Raw genomic sequence first — 14814 nt, 5'->3', positions numbered from 1 at the left:
TACTACCATGTTTATTTTTCTAATGCGCAGGCTTGTTCAAATCGTCCCAGTTCTGCTGGGCGTTACCCTCATGGTTTTTCTTATCATGCAAATGGTTCCCGGCGATCCCGCTGTTCTGGTGGCAGGGGAAGGGGCAACTGATGAGCAGGTGGAAGCAATCCGCCATGACCTCGGGCTTGATCAGCCTCTCGCCCTGCAATATTTGAGTTATGTTGGGGATGTTGTAAAAGGGGATTTTGGCGAATCCATCCGGACAAGCCGCCCTGTTCTTGATGAAATCCTTGTCCGTTTGCCGATCACACTTGAATTGGCCTTCTGGAGTATTGTAATTACAGTTGTTCTCGGTGTTCTATTCGGAATCATTGCTGCAACGAAGCAAAACAGCTTTACAGATGTTGGATTGATGATGGTTGCCCTTCTTGGCGTATCCCTGCCGAACTTCTGGCTCGGCCTGATGCTGATCATTTACTTTTCAGTCGGACTTCAGTGGTTTCCTGTTGCCGGCTGGGGGACATTCAGCCATATCATCCTTCCGGCTATTACACTCGGGACAGGCGGTGCAGCCATTGTGGCCCGGATGACCCGCGCAAGCATGCTCGAGGTTATCCGCCAGGACTATATCCGCACAGCCAAGGCAAAGGGTGTGCGCCAGCGTCTGATCATTTATAAACATGCTTTAAAAAATGCCCTGATTCCCGTTATTACAGTTGTCGGACTGCAGTTTGGAGCCCTTCTCGGCGGAACCGTTTTAACAGAGTCGGTCTTTGCCATCAATGGAGTCGGTCGATTGATTATTGATGCCATCCGGATGCGTGATCTGCCGCTTGTGCAGGGATCCATTTTATTCGTATCGGTGCTGTTTGTCATCGTCAACCTGCTTGTTGACCTGTCCTACCGATTCCTGAATAAACGTGTTGAACTGAACTAAAACCATTCCCGATTGAGAGGAGCAAGAAATATGGGAACTGAACATAAAGAAACGATACTGGAAGTGAAAAACTTAAAAACTCATTTCTTCTCCGGCAAAAAAGTCATTAAAGCAGTGGACGGCGTAGACTTTGATGTAAAAAGAGGAGAAACACTCGGCATTGTCGGAGAATCAGGGAGCGGAAAGAGTATCACCTCCCTCTCCATCATGCGGCTGATTGCAGAGCCTCCCGGAAAGATCGTGGACGGTGAAATCAATTTTAAAGGGAAAAACCTGCTATCCCAAACAGAGGAAGGCATGAGGCAAATGCGTGGAAATAAGATTTCAATGATCTTCCAGGAGCCGATGACTTCACTCAATCCTGTCTTTTCGGTTGGAGAGCAGATTGCGGAAGCTTTCCGGATTCACCAAAAGCTTCCTAAGAAGGAAGCGTGGCAGAAAGCGGTTGAAATGCTGCGATTAGTCGGCATCCCTTCTCCTGAAAAAAGAGCCAAGCAGGAGCCCCATGAATTAAGCGGCGGAATGCGCCAGCGCGTCATGATTGCCATGGCATTGGCATGCAAGCCGGAGCTGCTGATTGCGGATGAGCCTACAACAGCTCTGGATGTAACAATCCAGGCGCAAATCCTTGATCTTTTAAAAAATCTGCAGGAACAGCTGGGAACGGCTGTCATCATGATTACGCATGATATGGGGGTTGTCTCCGAAACCTGTGACCGTGTCGCTGTAATGTATTGCGGAAAAATTGTTGAGCATACGGATGTGGATTCCCTTTTTGATAACCCTAAGCACCCTTATACACAGGGCCTGCTTAGAAGCATTCCGGCAGTCGACAGGGATGTCGAGGAATTGGAAGCCATTCCGGGCACGGTTCCAAGCCCGGACAATCTTCCCCCAGGATGCAGCTTTGCGCCAAGATGCCCGTTTGCCACTGATATGTGCAGAACAGAAGAACCATCATTAGTAGAAGATAACGGAGATAAAGTACGCTGCTGGATGTACACGGAAAAATGGAACGGCCCGGCAGTAAAGGAGGCCGCAGCAGATGTCAGCCACGCTAACTAAAGAAAAGAAAATCCTTCAGGTCAAGGACCTGCAGCAGCACTTCCCAATTAAAGGCGGAGTATTTGGCCGCACCGTCAATCATGTTAAAGCGGTTGATGGCGTAAACTTTACCATTTATGAAGGGGAAACTGTCAGCATTGTTGGGGAATCCGGCTGCGGAAAGTCGACGACTGGACGCGCGATTTTGCGCCTGGATGAGCCGACTGGCGGGGAAGTGATCTTTCAGGGAACCAATTTGCTGTCTAAATCCAAACGGGAGATGCGTTCGATCCGCAAAGACCTGCAGGTCATTTTCCAGGACCCCTTCGCCTCTCTCAATCCAAGAAGGTCAATCGGACAGACGCTTGAAGAAGCAATGGGAATCCTGAATGTGGTTCCGAAAGCGAACCGGCGCCGCAAAGCAATTGAGCTTTTGGAGCAGGTTGGGTTAAAAGAAGAGCATATTGACCGATACCCGCACGAATTCAGCGGCGGTCAGCGACAGCGGATCGGAATTGCCCGCGCCCTGGCGGTAGAACCAAAGCTGATCATCTGTGACGAGGCCGTATCTGCACTGGATGTTTCCGTTCAGGCACAGGTACTGAATCTATTAAAAAAACTGCAGAAGGAATATGGCTTAACTTATCTATTTATCTCTCATGATCTTGGGGTTGTACGCCATATCTCTGACCGGATCATTGTCATGTACCTGGGAAAAGTGGTTGAAATTGCGGAGAAGAAGAGCTTATTTGACAACCCGCGCCACCCTTATACACAGGCGCTGCTGTCAGCCATTCCCGAGCCGAACCGGAAAAAGAAAAAGGAACGGATCATCCTGAAAGGCGATGTCCCGTCCCCTATCGATCCTCCATCCGGATGCCGATTCCATACAAGATGTCCGCTGGCTACCGACTTGTGCCGACAGTCTGATCCGGAGCTTACGAGCCTGGGAGAAGGACACCAGGCTGCCTGCCATTATGCCGAGGCAATCTCTTAAATTGTTAGAGTACCAGCTTAGTGCTGATCTCGATATATTGTAACCCCCTTTTGGGCGGAGCTTTGCGGCTTCGCTCTTTTTAGCGGTTTTGATTTGGGCTCTATACTTGGCCATTCTCGATTTACCCACTCGTTTTGTCTATTTGCAGAAATCAGCTATCTATTTGCAAATTTACTTCTCTATTTGTAAATAACCTCTTTTTGTTTGTAAAATCCTTCTATTAAATTACAAATTTCTTTTTATTACGTTTCCCGAATTAACTTACCAACCAGTTATCTGACATGTTATACTATTAGAAATTCTTTTAAGGCAGGAAGAACATGCTAATAACCTATGAAACCTTTTCAGTGTTTGCGATTTTTTCGATATTCGTACCGATGGCCGGGGCCATTATTTTAATGATGGTGCTGGCGTTTGAGAAGCAAATAGACACGCTCTCTTTTGAGAAACAGCAGATGGTTCTTGAAAACACGCTGCAGGAAAGCAAATATATGCAGCTCAACCAGCAGATTCATCCCCATTTTTTATTCAATACCATTAACCTGATGCTCGGTCTTGCCAGTTTAAACCGCATAGATACACTAATCAAGGCGATGGAAACTCTATCACTTTTCTTAAAATTCAAATACCAGATTAAAGAGCAGCTCATTCCATTAAAAAAGGAATGGGAATATACAAAATATTATCTGAAAATACAGGTAATGAGGTTTCATAACCGGCTTACCATTACGGAGAATATAGCCGAGGATGCTTTGAAGCACTATGTGCCTCCTTACCTTCTGCAAACGATTGTGGAAAACTCGTTCAAACACGGACTGGAGAAAAAGCCAGGGCCGCTTTCCCTCTCCATTAAAGCTGTCAGCCATGAAGACAGCATCACCTTATATGTGGAGGATAACGGCATTGGCATCGGGGATCACTCATTTGATGACATGATAGCTAAAGGGCAGGGGCTTTCCAATGTCAAAAAGCGGCTTGACCTTCTTTTTCAAACATCGGATTTAGACATTTATAAAAATGAACACAACGGGGCAACTGTGAAAATAACACTTCCTAAAGTCGAATTCCATCAGGAGGAGCAGGCATGAATGTATTATGTATAGATGATGAACCTATTGTACTCGAACAGCTTGAATATATTTTAAAGCCGGCATTTCCATTATGGAACTTTCACTTTGCGTATGACAGCAGCCAGGCTCTTGCCATCAGCAAAGAACACTATTTCCATCTGTCCTTCGTAGACATCGAGATGCCGGGAAAGTCCGGGCTTGAACTGGTCAAGGACTTAAAGGAGATCCATCCCCATCTGCAGATTATCATTCTATCAGCACACCAGGACTTTGATTTTGCCAAAAAGTCCATTCAGCTAGGGGTTTCCGAATACCTGACCAAACCGATAATTGAAGCGGAATTAAAAGAGACCCTGAAAAAATTCTCCACTCCTATTTTCCAAAAAGAATATTCTAAAATGGTCAATGAGGCTTTAAGTCAAATACATGAGTCGTATGACCAGCGGGTCGGACTTCAGGATATTGCCGCCAGAGTCCACGCAAGCCCAGCCTATTTAAGCCGCAAGTTCAGCGAGGAAGTTGGCACCTCTTTTATTGACTACCTGACCGTTTACAGGCTGGAAAAAGCAAAACATCTTCTGTCCACGACCCATTACAGCATTTCAGAGATTGCGGAAAAAACCGGTTTTAACAGCCTGCATTACTTCTCAAGCCAATTTAAGAAGAAAGAAAACATCACACCAAAGCAATACAGGGAGCAGCATTGATGAAAACAAACCTATCCAAGTCAGTTCAATATGGCTTCGGGCTGCTGAGCATCGCCATTATCTCCAGATGGACTTCAGGCAATGCCGTTTTTACAGCACCAGAAGCCTTTTTGCGTTACGGCTTTATCGGGACTGTCAGCTTTTCAGCAGCCGGCGCCCTTGCCTTCCTGGCTCTTATCCCGATTATCAAACGGGTACGGTCTTCAGAAGAGTCTCCATCCTTTCTCGGTATCATGGCAAGCCGATTGTCTGAACCTGCGCTTCAGTGGATGAAGCGGGTTCTCCTGCTGGCTATTTTTTTTGGCATGACGGTCATGGGCTTTGCGGCAGGAATCCTTGTCTTTCCTTTGGGTACCCCGGTGCCGATCGGGATGAGTTTATTCTTTTTATTCGGATTTCTGGCAGCAGTCTTTTTCCGGTTAAAATGGTTTACCCGGTTCAGTATGCTCAAAGTTGGCATTCTGTTTTTAATTATGATCATGATTCTTGTTCACGCCTATATGCTGGATGGAATTGAAGTTGTATATGATGGCATCCGCCTGTACCATCCATACTTGCTTTATGTGGAATGGGATATACTTCCCCTGCTGCTGTCGGCCTTTACCATCGCCATGCTTGGTCATCTGCTGGTGGACCTGAAGATGTGGAATATGCTTCTAAAAAGCAAAAGGGAAAAACTGCGGCTCGGCCTCAGCATGACCGGCCTTATCTGGAGCACCATCCCCTTCTCTTTTTCAATGATTACTTTATCGGCCATTTACAAGGGCGGTTTTCAAAATTTTTACTCCGTCTTTGAAAAGATATTCCTTAGATACGAGCATTTCACGATTACGATTCTGCTTATTTTTATTCTCATGGTTATCTTCTTTGAAACCTTTTTATCGCAGATTCATTCGCTATATGTTCTGTATGGCCGGAACGACCTTAAACTGAATAGGCATATGTGGGGGATTCTGCTTTTGTTTGTGGCGGTCATCCCATGCTTGGCCTACCTATTCTCGATATCTTTACTGGATTTATTCTTCATTTCAGGAGACTTCTTTGCAGCTATATTGCCGGTTATTTTGCAGATCTTATGGAGCAGGAAGGAAAAAGGCATGCTGATGCCTGCAGCAGTGCTGATTGGGACTTTAACCGGCTGGACCTTTTTATTTTTCAGCGAAGGGCCGATCAGCATCCTTATCGGGTTCGCTGTGTCCGTTCTTGTTTTATTTATCGGGTCGGCTGCTGTAAGAAAAGGATATTGACTGCAGCTATAAGAATTGTTCGAAGACCTTTCCCAAATGTGGCGGAGGTCTTTATTTATGGGCCTTTACCACCGCGGTAAAGGCCCTTTTTATATACGAGCCCGCACCTCCGCACGTTTGACTTTATAAAATGGAGGAATAGGTAGAAAGAAAATTACTTGAAACTTTATCATGATCAGCACGTAAAGTAGGTAACATCCTAAACTATGGTGTGAGCAAACAGTTCCCCCTATAAAAATTAGAGGAGAGATCTTTGTTGATTTTACGAAAATACATGTCAATGCTTGGAATAGGCTCTGCAAAAATTGATCTGCAGCTGCCAAAGCTTCAATATACACCAGGAGAAAATGTGAGCGGAATCTTCCTGATTGAAGGAGGGACCATCGAACAGCAAATTAAGCGGATTGAGTGTGACCTGGTCATGACATCGCCAGAGGATGAAAAGGAGAAAGTAATCGGAACAGCGACCATCCTGTCCACCAAAGTCATTGAATCTGAAGAAACCAATAAAATGGACTTTAACTTCCAGCTGCCTGAAGATATTCCCTGCTCTGCCCCTGACCGGGTTTTTCAATTTAAAACAAGGCTGATTTTTAACGAAGGCGTCAAAAGCGCTGATTTGGATAAAATCACGATTGTTCAATAATCCATGTCACCTCTTTTAACTTTACAGAAGCATACTTGAAACAAACTATCTATCAGCGAATGAACTAGAAAAAGGTGAACTTTATGAAGTTTTTTAAACGCATCAAATTTGTATTGAAGTTCTGGAAGTTCCTCCCCTTTCTGAAGGATTACTTTATGTCACCAGAGGTATCGGCCGGTAAAAAGCTGTTCCCTGTTGCTGCCGGCCTTCTATATATCCTTCTGCCGCTTGATCTTGTGCCCGACTTCCTGTCGATCTTCGGATTTACGGATGATATTGTAATTACATCGTTTGTCCTTCAGCAAATGGTGAAGATGGCTCCGGAGACATTGAAGGAGAAATATAAGGTGCTGGAGGAATGATGCTTTTGTAGCCTGTATGTAATACAGGCTTTTTTATTTTGACTTTTTTATTGGCAAGGACTGACTTCAGACTTAAAACCTCCGAAGTTCTGCCGATATTATGTAAGGCAAAATAAGACAACATGGAGGTTTACCTTGAAAAAACTATTACCTTTTCTGCTGATGTTCAGCTTCCTTCTGGCAGCCTGCTCTGCCTCTGAACAGGGCACAAACCAACATAAAGAATATAAAATTGGCATTCTCCTTTCTGATTCAGGACTGGGAGATGAATCTTTCAATGATTCTGCCTTCCGGGGTCTGGAGAAAGCCCGGGATGAGCTGGGGATTCTGTTTGATTACAAAGAAGCACCGGACGGAAATTTTGAAAAGCCGCTTGAAGAGCTGGTCAAGGAAGATCATGACCTGATCATCGGACTGGGTTTCACAGCACAGGAAGCACTTGAAAAAACAGCGAAGAAATATCCCGATAAGCAATTTCTGCTGATTGATGCTGTATCTGAGCTTGATAATGTGGTCTCACTCACGTTTAAGGAGCATGAAGGCAGCTTCCTTGTCGGAATGCTCGCTGCCATGACAAGCCAAACAGGCAAACTGGGTTTTATTGGCGGTGTTGATGTGCCCGTCATCCACCATTTTGAAAATGGATTTGTGCAAGGAGCTAAGCACTTCAATCCGAAAATAGACGTATTAAGTGAATACGCCGGTGATTTTGGAGATGCAGCTCTCGGCGGGAAAATTGCTGAAAAACAAATTGCTGCGGGTGCCGACTTTATCTATCCTGCTGCCGGCTTCACCGGTTTTGGCGCATTGAAAAAAGCGGAAGAAAAAGGCGTGCTTGCCGGCGGGGTTGATTCCGACCAGTATTTTGTTGCGGAAAAAGCCGTTGCCGCATCGATGGTCAAAAACATCGATATTGCGGTTTTTAACCTGGTGAAGGAATTGACGGAAAACGGAAAAATCGAAGCTTCCTCCTATGAATGGGGACTGGCAGAAAACGGTGTCGGCCTTTCTGAAGTCCGCGTCATTTCCTTAACAGAGGAACAGAAAGCTGCATTAAAAAAAGCAACAGAAGACATAATTAATGGAAAAATCACAGTCACAGCTGAATAAAGGAGCTCTCAAGATGACATTACGAAAACGCCTTATAATCGTCACGCTGATCCCGCTCGCACTCTCGGTCAGCATGATCGGCTTTATTATATACCAGACTTTACACATTCAAAGCTCCGCTAAAGATGACGTTGAGCTTTTACTGAAAGTGAAGGACCTGGAGCAAAGCCTGGTGGTGACAAGCCAGTCGCTTGCTAATTACACCTACAATTCAAGTGACGCCAACAAGGACCAGGCACTGACCATGATGACGGAAGTCCAGGAAAACCTGGCTTCCCTCTCCTCGGTTGCTGCAGATCCTGAGCATAAAAAAATCATTGTCAGCATTGAAGGAAAGTATGCAGAGCTATCCAAGGTTTCAACAGAAGCCTTCGATAAAGGGAACAAAGCGGAAATCAAGCGTCAGAGCATCCGAATTTCCGGCATCTTAAATGATATGCACCTTTTGAAAAAGCGCACAAATGAATGGTATGAAGGCATACTTCTGGAAACCAGCCAAAAGATTGCCTTTATCACGAATTCTTCTCTTATAGGCAGCCTGCTGCTTATTCTTTTATCGGCTGTATTCTCATGGATGGCTGCGAGAAAGATCACAAAACCCATCAATGCCATGGTGGAAAAAGCAGAGAAAATATCCGAGGGTGATTTAACCGCTGATTCATCAGAGCTCATCTTTAAAGAAAACAGCCGCTATGAAGTGGATAAACTAACGGAAGCTTTTTCGAAAATGGTTGTAAACCTAAAAGGAACCGTCCAATCCATTGAAGAAGTAAGCCAGAATGTAAAGGGATTTGCCAGGGATGTGGCTTCCTATATGCACAGCTTAAATGAAAGCAGCAGCCAGGTGGCTGTTTCAACGGACGAATTGGCGAGAGGAAGCCAAGCCATCTCGGAAGATGTTCAGGCAACGGCTGAATTAATGAGTGTGATGGGTGAGCAGTTTTCCGCTGTTCATCAGGCGAGTGCAGAGAGTGCTGTGCAAAGCACTCAGGCATTGGAATCTGTCCATCAAGGACGGGTGTCTTTAGAAAAACAAATGAAACTTGCAGAAGAGATCTCAAGTTCGTCTAACCATATCCGAAGTTCAGTCAGTGAATTTGCCCAGTTCACGAAGGAAATTGAAGGGGCAGCTAACACGGTAAAAGATATCGCCGATCAGACAAATCTGCTGGCATTAAATGCAGCGATTGAAGCAGCCCGTGCAGGTGAGGCCGGGAAAGGATTTGCGGTTGTGGCAGAAGAAGTACGAAAGCTTGCGGATTCCTCTTCAAAAGCAACCGATCTGATCGCCTCAATGGTCAGCAACATCCAAAACGGCATCAGCAATATTTACAATGCCACCGAACAGGGACATGCCCTTTCAAAAGAACAATCCCAATCGATGAGCGAGACAGAACAAGTCTTTGAAACCATTTCCGAGCATGTGTCCGGCATTCACAGTCATCTGGAAAGATTGGTTGAAGATATGAAAACCTCCAGTGAAATGAGCCAGCAGGTCATTACCGCTGTAGAAAACATTTCGGCTGTAACCGAGGAAACCGCTGCCGGGACTGAGGAAATCTCAGCGTCTACAGAGGAACAGCTTCGCGCGTTTGAGCAGGTGATGGTGAAGGTGGAGCAGCTGAAGGAAATGACTGGGGTGATGGAGAGGGAATTGGAGAAGTTTACGGTTTAGGTGGGTGTTTGGAAAGTGTTTATGCGAAGAAGTAAACGTTGCAAATAGATCGGGAAAACATGCAAATAGTCCAATAGAGAACCCGCACCAAACGAAAACCCCGCCTCAGGAGCGGGGTTTTTCAAGTTTTATTATTGCGCTTCAATCAGACCATAGCGGCCGTCTTTACGCTTGTACACTACATTGGTTAAATTAGACTCTGCGTTCGTGAACACGTAGAAGCTGTGGCCCAGCATGTTCATCTGCAGGATTGCCTCTTCACTGTCCATTGGCTTCAAATCGAAGCTCTTTTGGCGGACAACTTCAAGATCGTTATCCTCCTCATCCAATTCAGGTGGCTCCGCCTCATTTTCCAACGCTGCAAACACAGCAGTCAGATTGCCTTTTTCGCGGAATTTGCGGTTCACTTTTGTTTTATGTTTGCGGATTTGACGCTCCAATTTATCGGTAATCAGATCAATCGCTGCATACATATCATCATGATCTTCCTCTGCGCGAAGAACCAGGTTCGGCATCGGAATCGTTACTTCCACTTTAGAACGGTTATTGTTATACGTTTTTAAATTTACATGTACATTTGCATCAGGAGTTTCAGTAAAATACCTTTCTAACTTAGCAATTTTCTTCTCTACGTAATCTCTAATTGCTGGAGTTACCTCAATGTTTTCACCACGAATGTTGTAATTCATACGTGAACTCCTCCTTCTCATTATACAATGGCGACTTCCTCAGACAGCTTACTAAAAGTTAAGCGTCTGTAAAAAGTTTTGCCTAGTCTTAAAAGTATATTAAGACTATATATTTATATTTCTGTTTTACCCCTAAAAAGTCCTGCTGAAACTGGTAAAAAGATTGAGAATATTTGTCGAATTGGTGACTTATAAAAAAAACGAGCAGCCGATTTCACTGCTCATCCTTTTATATCAATATGGCCGCCCAAATGGGGCTGGGCATCATGCTCGAGGGTCTGTACCTGGGAAACACTCATCATCTTGTTAATAAATTCTGCATTTCCGGCTGCCTGGTCCATGGCTTTTCTCATGACTGAGATGGATGCCTGCTGCTGGACCTGGCCCTGGGATAAAACCATGGACATTAAGGGGATATCCAAGTGAACACCTCCGGGACTGTTGCCTATCAAGATTGAATATAGGGATTTAATTCCTGCTGAATTGTTTTATGCCACTGTGCATATGCAGGATAGAGTTTTTTCGAAATGATTTCCTGTCTAACAGAAAGATCATCAAAGTACTGAATAAGCAGTTCAGCCTGATCAGCAACTGTGCTGATATCAGCGAAAGCTTTAAGCATGGGCTGATTGTCTGGAACAAACTGGCTAAGCTGTTCATGGGCTGAAGCAACTTGAGGGAACGCCTGAAAAATATCACCGAGTAGCCGTTCTCCCTCTGTTTTACTAAAATCGCTGAAGCTTTTGACGATATAATCAAAAGCTTCATCAATGGTATATAAAAGATCGCTGTATTCCTTCATGAAAAGGTACTGATCTTCAGTTAGTGTCAACAATGACAGTCACCTATTTTCTTTTATCATAAAACATGCCGTCCGTTGCCATGGATTGATAGGGATTAGCATATTTTCCGGTTGTTTCTTTTTTAACGCTTAAGTCTTTAAGGTCTTTTTGGATAAAAAGCTTTTCCCTTGTCATCAGCGCGGTGACTTTTGAATTTAAGCTGATGAGCCTGGCTCCCAGGTCCTTTTCGGAATCTGAAAAGGGAGGTTCCATGCCAGCCATTGCCTGCTGGCGATGTTCAAGCAAATATTCAACCTGACTGATTTTCTCATCACGGTCAAGTGCTGCATCTTCAAGTAATGCTATTAGCTTTTGTGTGGCATCATAGAAGTCTTGGACCGAACTCACTAAACCGCACCGCCCTGCGAGAACTGCTTCTGGCGGTTCACCTGGATAACTTCCTTCCATGTATCCCGGAATTCGGTGACCAGGCCCTCCACCTCAGCCAGTATGGAAGCATCATTTCTAATGTTCGCTTCCATTAATCTGCGGTTCATGAAGTCGTACAAAGACATCATATTCTTCGAAACTTCCATGTCCATATTCAAGGTCACCATCAGTTCCTGAATAATAGACTGAGCCTTTTGGATATTGGTATTTTTCATTTCAATATTCTTTTCTTCAATGGCTTTCTTCGCCTGATGAATAAACTTGAGACATCCGTTATACAGCATCAGTGTCAGCTCTCCTGGAGATGCCGTATTCACTGAGTTTTGCTGATAGGATTGGTAAGGATTATTTACTGCCATGTGCAACACTCCCTTTTCTTACATGCCGCTGCTAAATTGGTTCATAAGGAACATGGATTGCTCATTGGAACGCTGGATCGCTTTTTCCATGGCGGTGAACTGGCGCCAGTAGCGGTCCTCCACCTGCTTTAATTTATCTTCAAAGCTGTCAATTCGCTTGCCTACATCGTTCAGTTCCCTGCCGATGGTAAACTGCTGATTGGTTGAGAAGCTGTTTCCGGCTTTTGTCTTCAATTTATCCATCGCAGCGTTCACGGTATCATAAAGCCTGTGGGCAATCCCTCTCTGCCCGTCTGTCAGCCCATCGCCTCTAAAAAGATTCTCAACAGACACAGGATCATCTTCGATTGCCTTTTTCAGGGCCGCTTCATCAATTTCAAGCTTACCGCCTTCTAAATAATTGCTGGTCGTCTTAATGCCGATGCTGGCCAGCTGATTATAAAGCGGAGAAACAAGATCATTTGAGACGGGCTGATAAAAGTTCATCCGCATTCCTGATAAAACAGACTGAAGCGTGGAATCCTTACGCAGGAGACCACTTTTAGCCCGCTCTTCCCACTGCTCCTGCTGCTTGTCCGAAAGCTGCTCACGCTGTTCATCGGTTAATGGAGTATAGCTTCGATACCGTTCTTCACCAGTCTTTTTCTGGATTTTATCGATCATCTCATTGTATTTATCTACAAATGCCTTGATATTGTCAAAAACCTTTGTGGAATCATTGCTGACATTAATGCTGACCGGCTGATCTTCAAACGTCTGCTTAAGAGTAAAGGTGACACCGTTAACCTCAAAAGTGTTGGAGCTTCTGTTGGTAGCCAAACCGTTAATGACAAATTCGGCGTTTCTTCCTTCTTCTTTGACTACAGCACCTTTAAAGCGCAGAACATCATTCAAAAAGCTTCCGCTTGTCGTAATCTCGTCCCCATCTTTATTAAAATCCCCCGTCTCTGTGCGGGTCATCGTCATTTGGCCTGTAGCACTGTCAAAGAACATATTGACACCAGCGCTTGAAGCATTGACTTTACTGATGACATTATTCAGAGACTCATTGCCTGTGATAAGGAAGGAATCATGCCGCTCTCCTTTAGAGGTAGAGGTATCTACGGAAAAGGCAGTGTATTTGTGATCATATGTAATCTCCAGAGTCATCGTTGTGTCAGATCCATCTGCCGGTTTTTTCATATCAGAATTAAACGTGATTTTGCCTGTTTCGTAGTTAAGGGTGCCTACCACTTTATCCGCATCATCGAGTATTTCTCTTTCTCCATTCACGATATTGCCCATTGAAAAAGTTTTCTCAGTGGTCTCTCCGGACGCTGTTTCCTTTATCTTAATGCTTTTCACTTCGTTTAAGGCACCCTGAGCCAATTGAATAGAGGAAGTGCTGCTTGAAATAGCGTGTGAACCTGTGCGTTCAGTAGCCACATAATCAATTTTAATGACACTCCCCTTTGCAGGCTCCTTGCCGAATTGCAGTGTTCCATCTTCTTTTACCAGCACTTCATTCTCTTTTAAAGGACGGTTCGCCGCACTCAGTTCTGCCTCACTGAGCGCATTAAACCCTGCTCCATTCACCTTTACACTCCAGGAGCTGAGTTCACTAAGGTCCACTTTGGACATATCACCGAAGCTAATAGCAGCTGGATCGGTCACATTAATGCTTTTACTTAAAACAGCCCCATTTTTCCAGGCACTAGCAACAGAGTTTCCATTTGAATCTGTATGATTGCCTTTAAACATAAATCCGCTTTCCTGGGCATACAGGCTTTTGCTTGGGTCTATGGACTTTCCATCCGCAGAAATGCTGCCGCCGTTCACGCGAGTCTCCGCACTTGCCAGCTTTGTTACTTTTGAAATCGAGTAGGAAGCCTGACTTGCGGCGGCGCTTGCTGTGGCACTTACCATTGCTTCATTTGAAGAAGTTGTCAGACGCGTGCGATAGCGTGTAGTCAGCTTCATCTGCGTCAATTCACTTCTGAAGTCAAGTAGCAAGGCATTCATTGCACGGTAATCATCGCGCTGCCATTCCAATACTTGTTTCTTCTGCTTTAATTTATCAAGAGGCATTCGTTCTGCCTTCATTAGATCTGATACAAGCTGGTCAATATCCATCCCGCTCGCTAGACCTCCGATTCTAACCAATGAGAATTCCTCCTTTAAATCTTCTTATCTACCATTAACCCAACGAATTCCGTCATCGCTGCGTACATATCCAGCATTTTCTTTGTTGGGATTTCCTTTACGACTTCCTGGGTTAGGTCATCAACTAGAGTTACGTAATATTCATTTAGTTCTTCATGGAGAACAAACTTTAATGAGGTGTGAGAAGCTTGTAGGAACTCGTTCATGCTATCGACTACTTCTGTTAGGTGTTCTTCCTTCAGTGATTCAACTTGTTTATGTGCTGACTGTTCGAATATATTAGATTCTTTTTTGGTAAACTCATTATTTACTTCATTATAATTTGAATATCTAGGTGTAAGAGGCATGTGTTGAGATGATAACTTATCGATCATGGAAATCCCCTACCTATATTAAATTTATTCTTAGTTTTTATATCGGTAGCGGCACGGAAATGTTGAGTGGGAATTTAGCCAGAAAGTATGCTTATCAGAACACACGTTTAAGATTCCAATAAGACAGATCCACGTCCCCTAAGAACTCCTTCAACAATTGGTAGCCATCTTCTGAACTACGTACACAACGATTATTGTAAAGCATGCTCGATTCCTTCGCTAGCTTAGGCTA

The 14814-nt window shown here is 44.5% G+C and carries 17 protein-coding genes; 10 read left to right on the top strand and 7 right to left on the bottom strand.

Features of this window, described 5'->3' with window-relative positions:
• Nucleotides 1-7: 7 nt before the first annotated feature.
• The 10 genes from nikB to NSQ49_RS15095 all read left to right on the top strand — a co-directional run bounded on the left by nikB (nt 8) and on the right by NSQ49_RS15095 (nt 9786).
• Nucleotides 8-928, top strand: coding sequence for a nickel ABC transporter permease (gene nikB, locus NSQ49_RS15140; RefSeq protein WP_159863783.1), 921 nt, complete (start codon nt 8-10; stop codon nt 926-928).
• 30 nt (nt 929-958) lie between these two features.
• Nucleotides 959-1993, top strand: a complete 1035-nt coding sequence (locus NSQ49_RS15135; protein ID WP_251284073.1) for an ABC transporter ATP-binding protein — start codon at nt 959-961, stop codon at nt 1991-1993.
• Nucleotides 1974-2969, top strand: a complete 996-nt coding sequence (locus NSQ49_RS15130) for an ABC transporter ATP-binding protein (RefSeq protein WP_251284074.1) — start codon at nt 1974-1976, stop codon at nt 2967-2969. The genes NSQ49_RS15135 and NSQ49_RS15130 overlap by 20 nt, the downstream gene beginning before the upstream one ends.
• A 320-nt stretch (nt 2970-3289) precedes the next feature.
• Entirely contained in the window at nt 3290-4057 is a 768-nt protein-coding gene (locus NSQ49_RS15125) for a sensor histidine kinase (RefSeq protein WP_251284075.1), read from the top strand.
• Nucleotides 4054-4746 carry a response regulator transcription factor gene (locus tag NSQ49_RS15120; protein ID WP_159863791.1) on the top strand — a complete coding sequence of 231 codons (693 nt, stop codon included), beginning with the start codon at nt 4054-4056 and terminating at the stop codon, nt 4744-4746. The genes NSQ49_RS15125 and NSQ49_RS15120 overlap by 4 nt, the downstream gene beginning before the upstream one ends.
• Entirely contained in the window at nt 4746-5993 is a 1248-nt protein-coding gene (locus tag NSQ49_RS15115; protein ID WP_251284076.1) for a hypothetical protein, read from the top strand. Before NSQ49_RS15120 ends, NSQ49_RS15115 begins: the two co-directional genes overlap by 1 nt.
• Nucleotides 5994-6249: 256 nt before the next feature.
• Nucleotides 6250-6639: a sporulation protein gene (locus NSQ49_RS15110; protein WP_251284077.1), complete on the top strand. Its 390-nt coding sequence runs from the start codon at nt 6250-6252 to the stop codon at nt 6637-6639.
• Between the two features lie 83 nt (nt 6640-6722).
• Nucleotides 6723-7001 carry a YkvA family protein gene (locus tag NSQ49_RS15105; RefSeq protein ID WP_251284078.1) on the top strand — a complete coding sequence of 93 codons (279 nt, stop codon included), beginning with the start codon at nt 6723-6725 and terminating at the stop codon, nt 6999-7001.
• A 135-nt stretch (nt 7002-7136) separates the two neighbouring features.
• Nucleotides 7137-8111, top strand: a complete 975-nt coding sequence (locus NSQ49_RS15100) for a BMP family lipoprotein (RefSeq protein WP_251284079.1) — start codon at nt 7137-7139, stop codon at nt 8109-8111.
• 13 nt (nt 8112-8124) lie between these two features.
• Entirely contained in the window at nt 8125-9786 is a 1662-nt protein-coding gene (locus tag NSQ49_RS15095; protein WP_251284080.1) for a methyl-accepting chemotaxis protein, read from the top strand.
• A 131-nt stretch (nt 9787-9917) separates the two neighbouring features.
• Here the strand turns inward: NSQ49_RS15095 and hpf are convergent, their stop codons facing one another.
• From hpf to flaG, 7 genes are all read right to left on the bottom strand, one after another.
• Complete coding sequence (gene hpf, locus NSQ49_RS15090; RefSeq protein ID WP_251284081.1) at nt 9918-10475, bottom strand: ribosome hibernation-promoting factor, HPF/YfiA family; 558 nt, start codon at nt 10473-10475, stop codon at nt 9918-9920.
• Between the two features lie 221 nt (nt 10476-10696).
• Nucleotides 10697-10897, bottom strand: coding sequence for a YjfB family protein (locus NSQ49_RS15085; protein WP_251284082.1), 201 nt, complete (start codon nt 10895-10897; stop codon nt 10697-10699).
• Between the two features lie 26 nt (nt 10898-10923).
• A complete protein-coding gene (locus NSQ49_RS15080) occupies nt 10924-11310 on the bottom strand; it encodes a hypothetical protein (protein WP_251284083.1) in 387 nt (128 codons plus the stop codon).
• Between the two features lie 10 nt (nt 11311-11320).
• Nucleotides 11321-11665, bottom strand: coding sequence for a flagellar protein FliT (locus NSQ49_RS15075; RefSeq protein ID WP_251284084.1), 345 nt, complete (start codon nt 11663-11665; stop codon nt 11321-11323).
• On the bottom strand, nt 11665-12066 hold the full coding sequence (gene fliS, locus NSQ49_RS15070) for a flagellar export chaperone FliS (RefSeq protein ID WP_251284085.1): 402 nt from the start codon (nt 12064-12066) through the stop codon (nt 11665-11667). The genes NSQ49_RS15075 and fliS overlap by 1 nt, the downstream gene beginning before the upstream one ends.
• Before the next feature lie 18 nt (nt 12067-12084).
• Entirely contained in the window at nt 12085-14208 is a 2124-nt protein-coding gene (gene fliD / locus NSQ49_RS15065; RefSeq protein ID WP_251284086.1) for a flagellar filament capping protein FliD, read from the bottom strand.
• Between the two features lie 14 nt (nt 14209-14222).
• Nucleotides 14223-14582 carry a flagellar protein FlaG gene (gene flaG, locus NSQ49_RS15060; RefSeq protein ID WP_251284087.1) on the bottom strand — a complete coding sequence of 120 codons (360 nt, stop codon included), beginning with the start codon at nt 14580-14582 and terminating at the stop codon, nt 14223-14225.
• Nucleotides 14583-14814 lie beyond the last annotated feature (232 nt).

The organism is Cytobacillus sp. FSL R5-0377 (genome assembly GCF_038004385.1).
GTDB lineage: Bacteria > Bacillota > Bacilli > Bacillales > Cytobacillaceae > Cytobacillus.
This window is presented reverse-complemented; position numbering and strand designations above follow the sequence as displayed.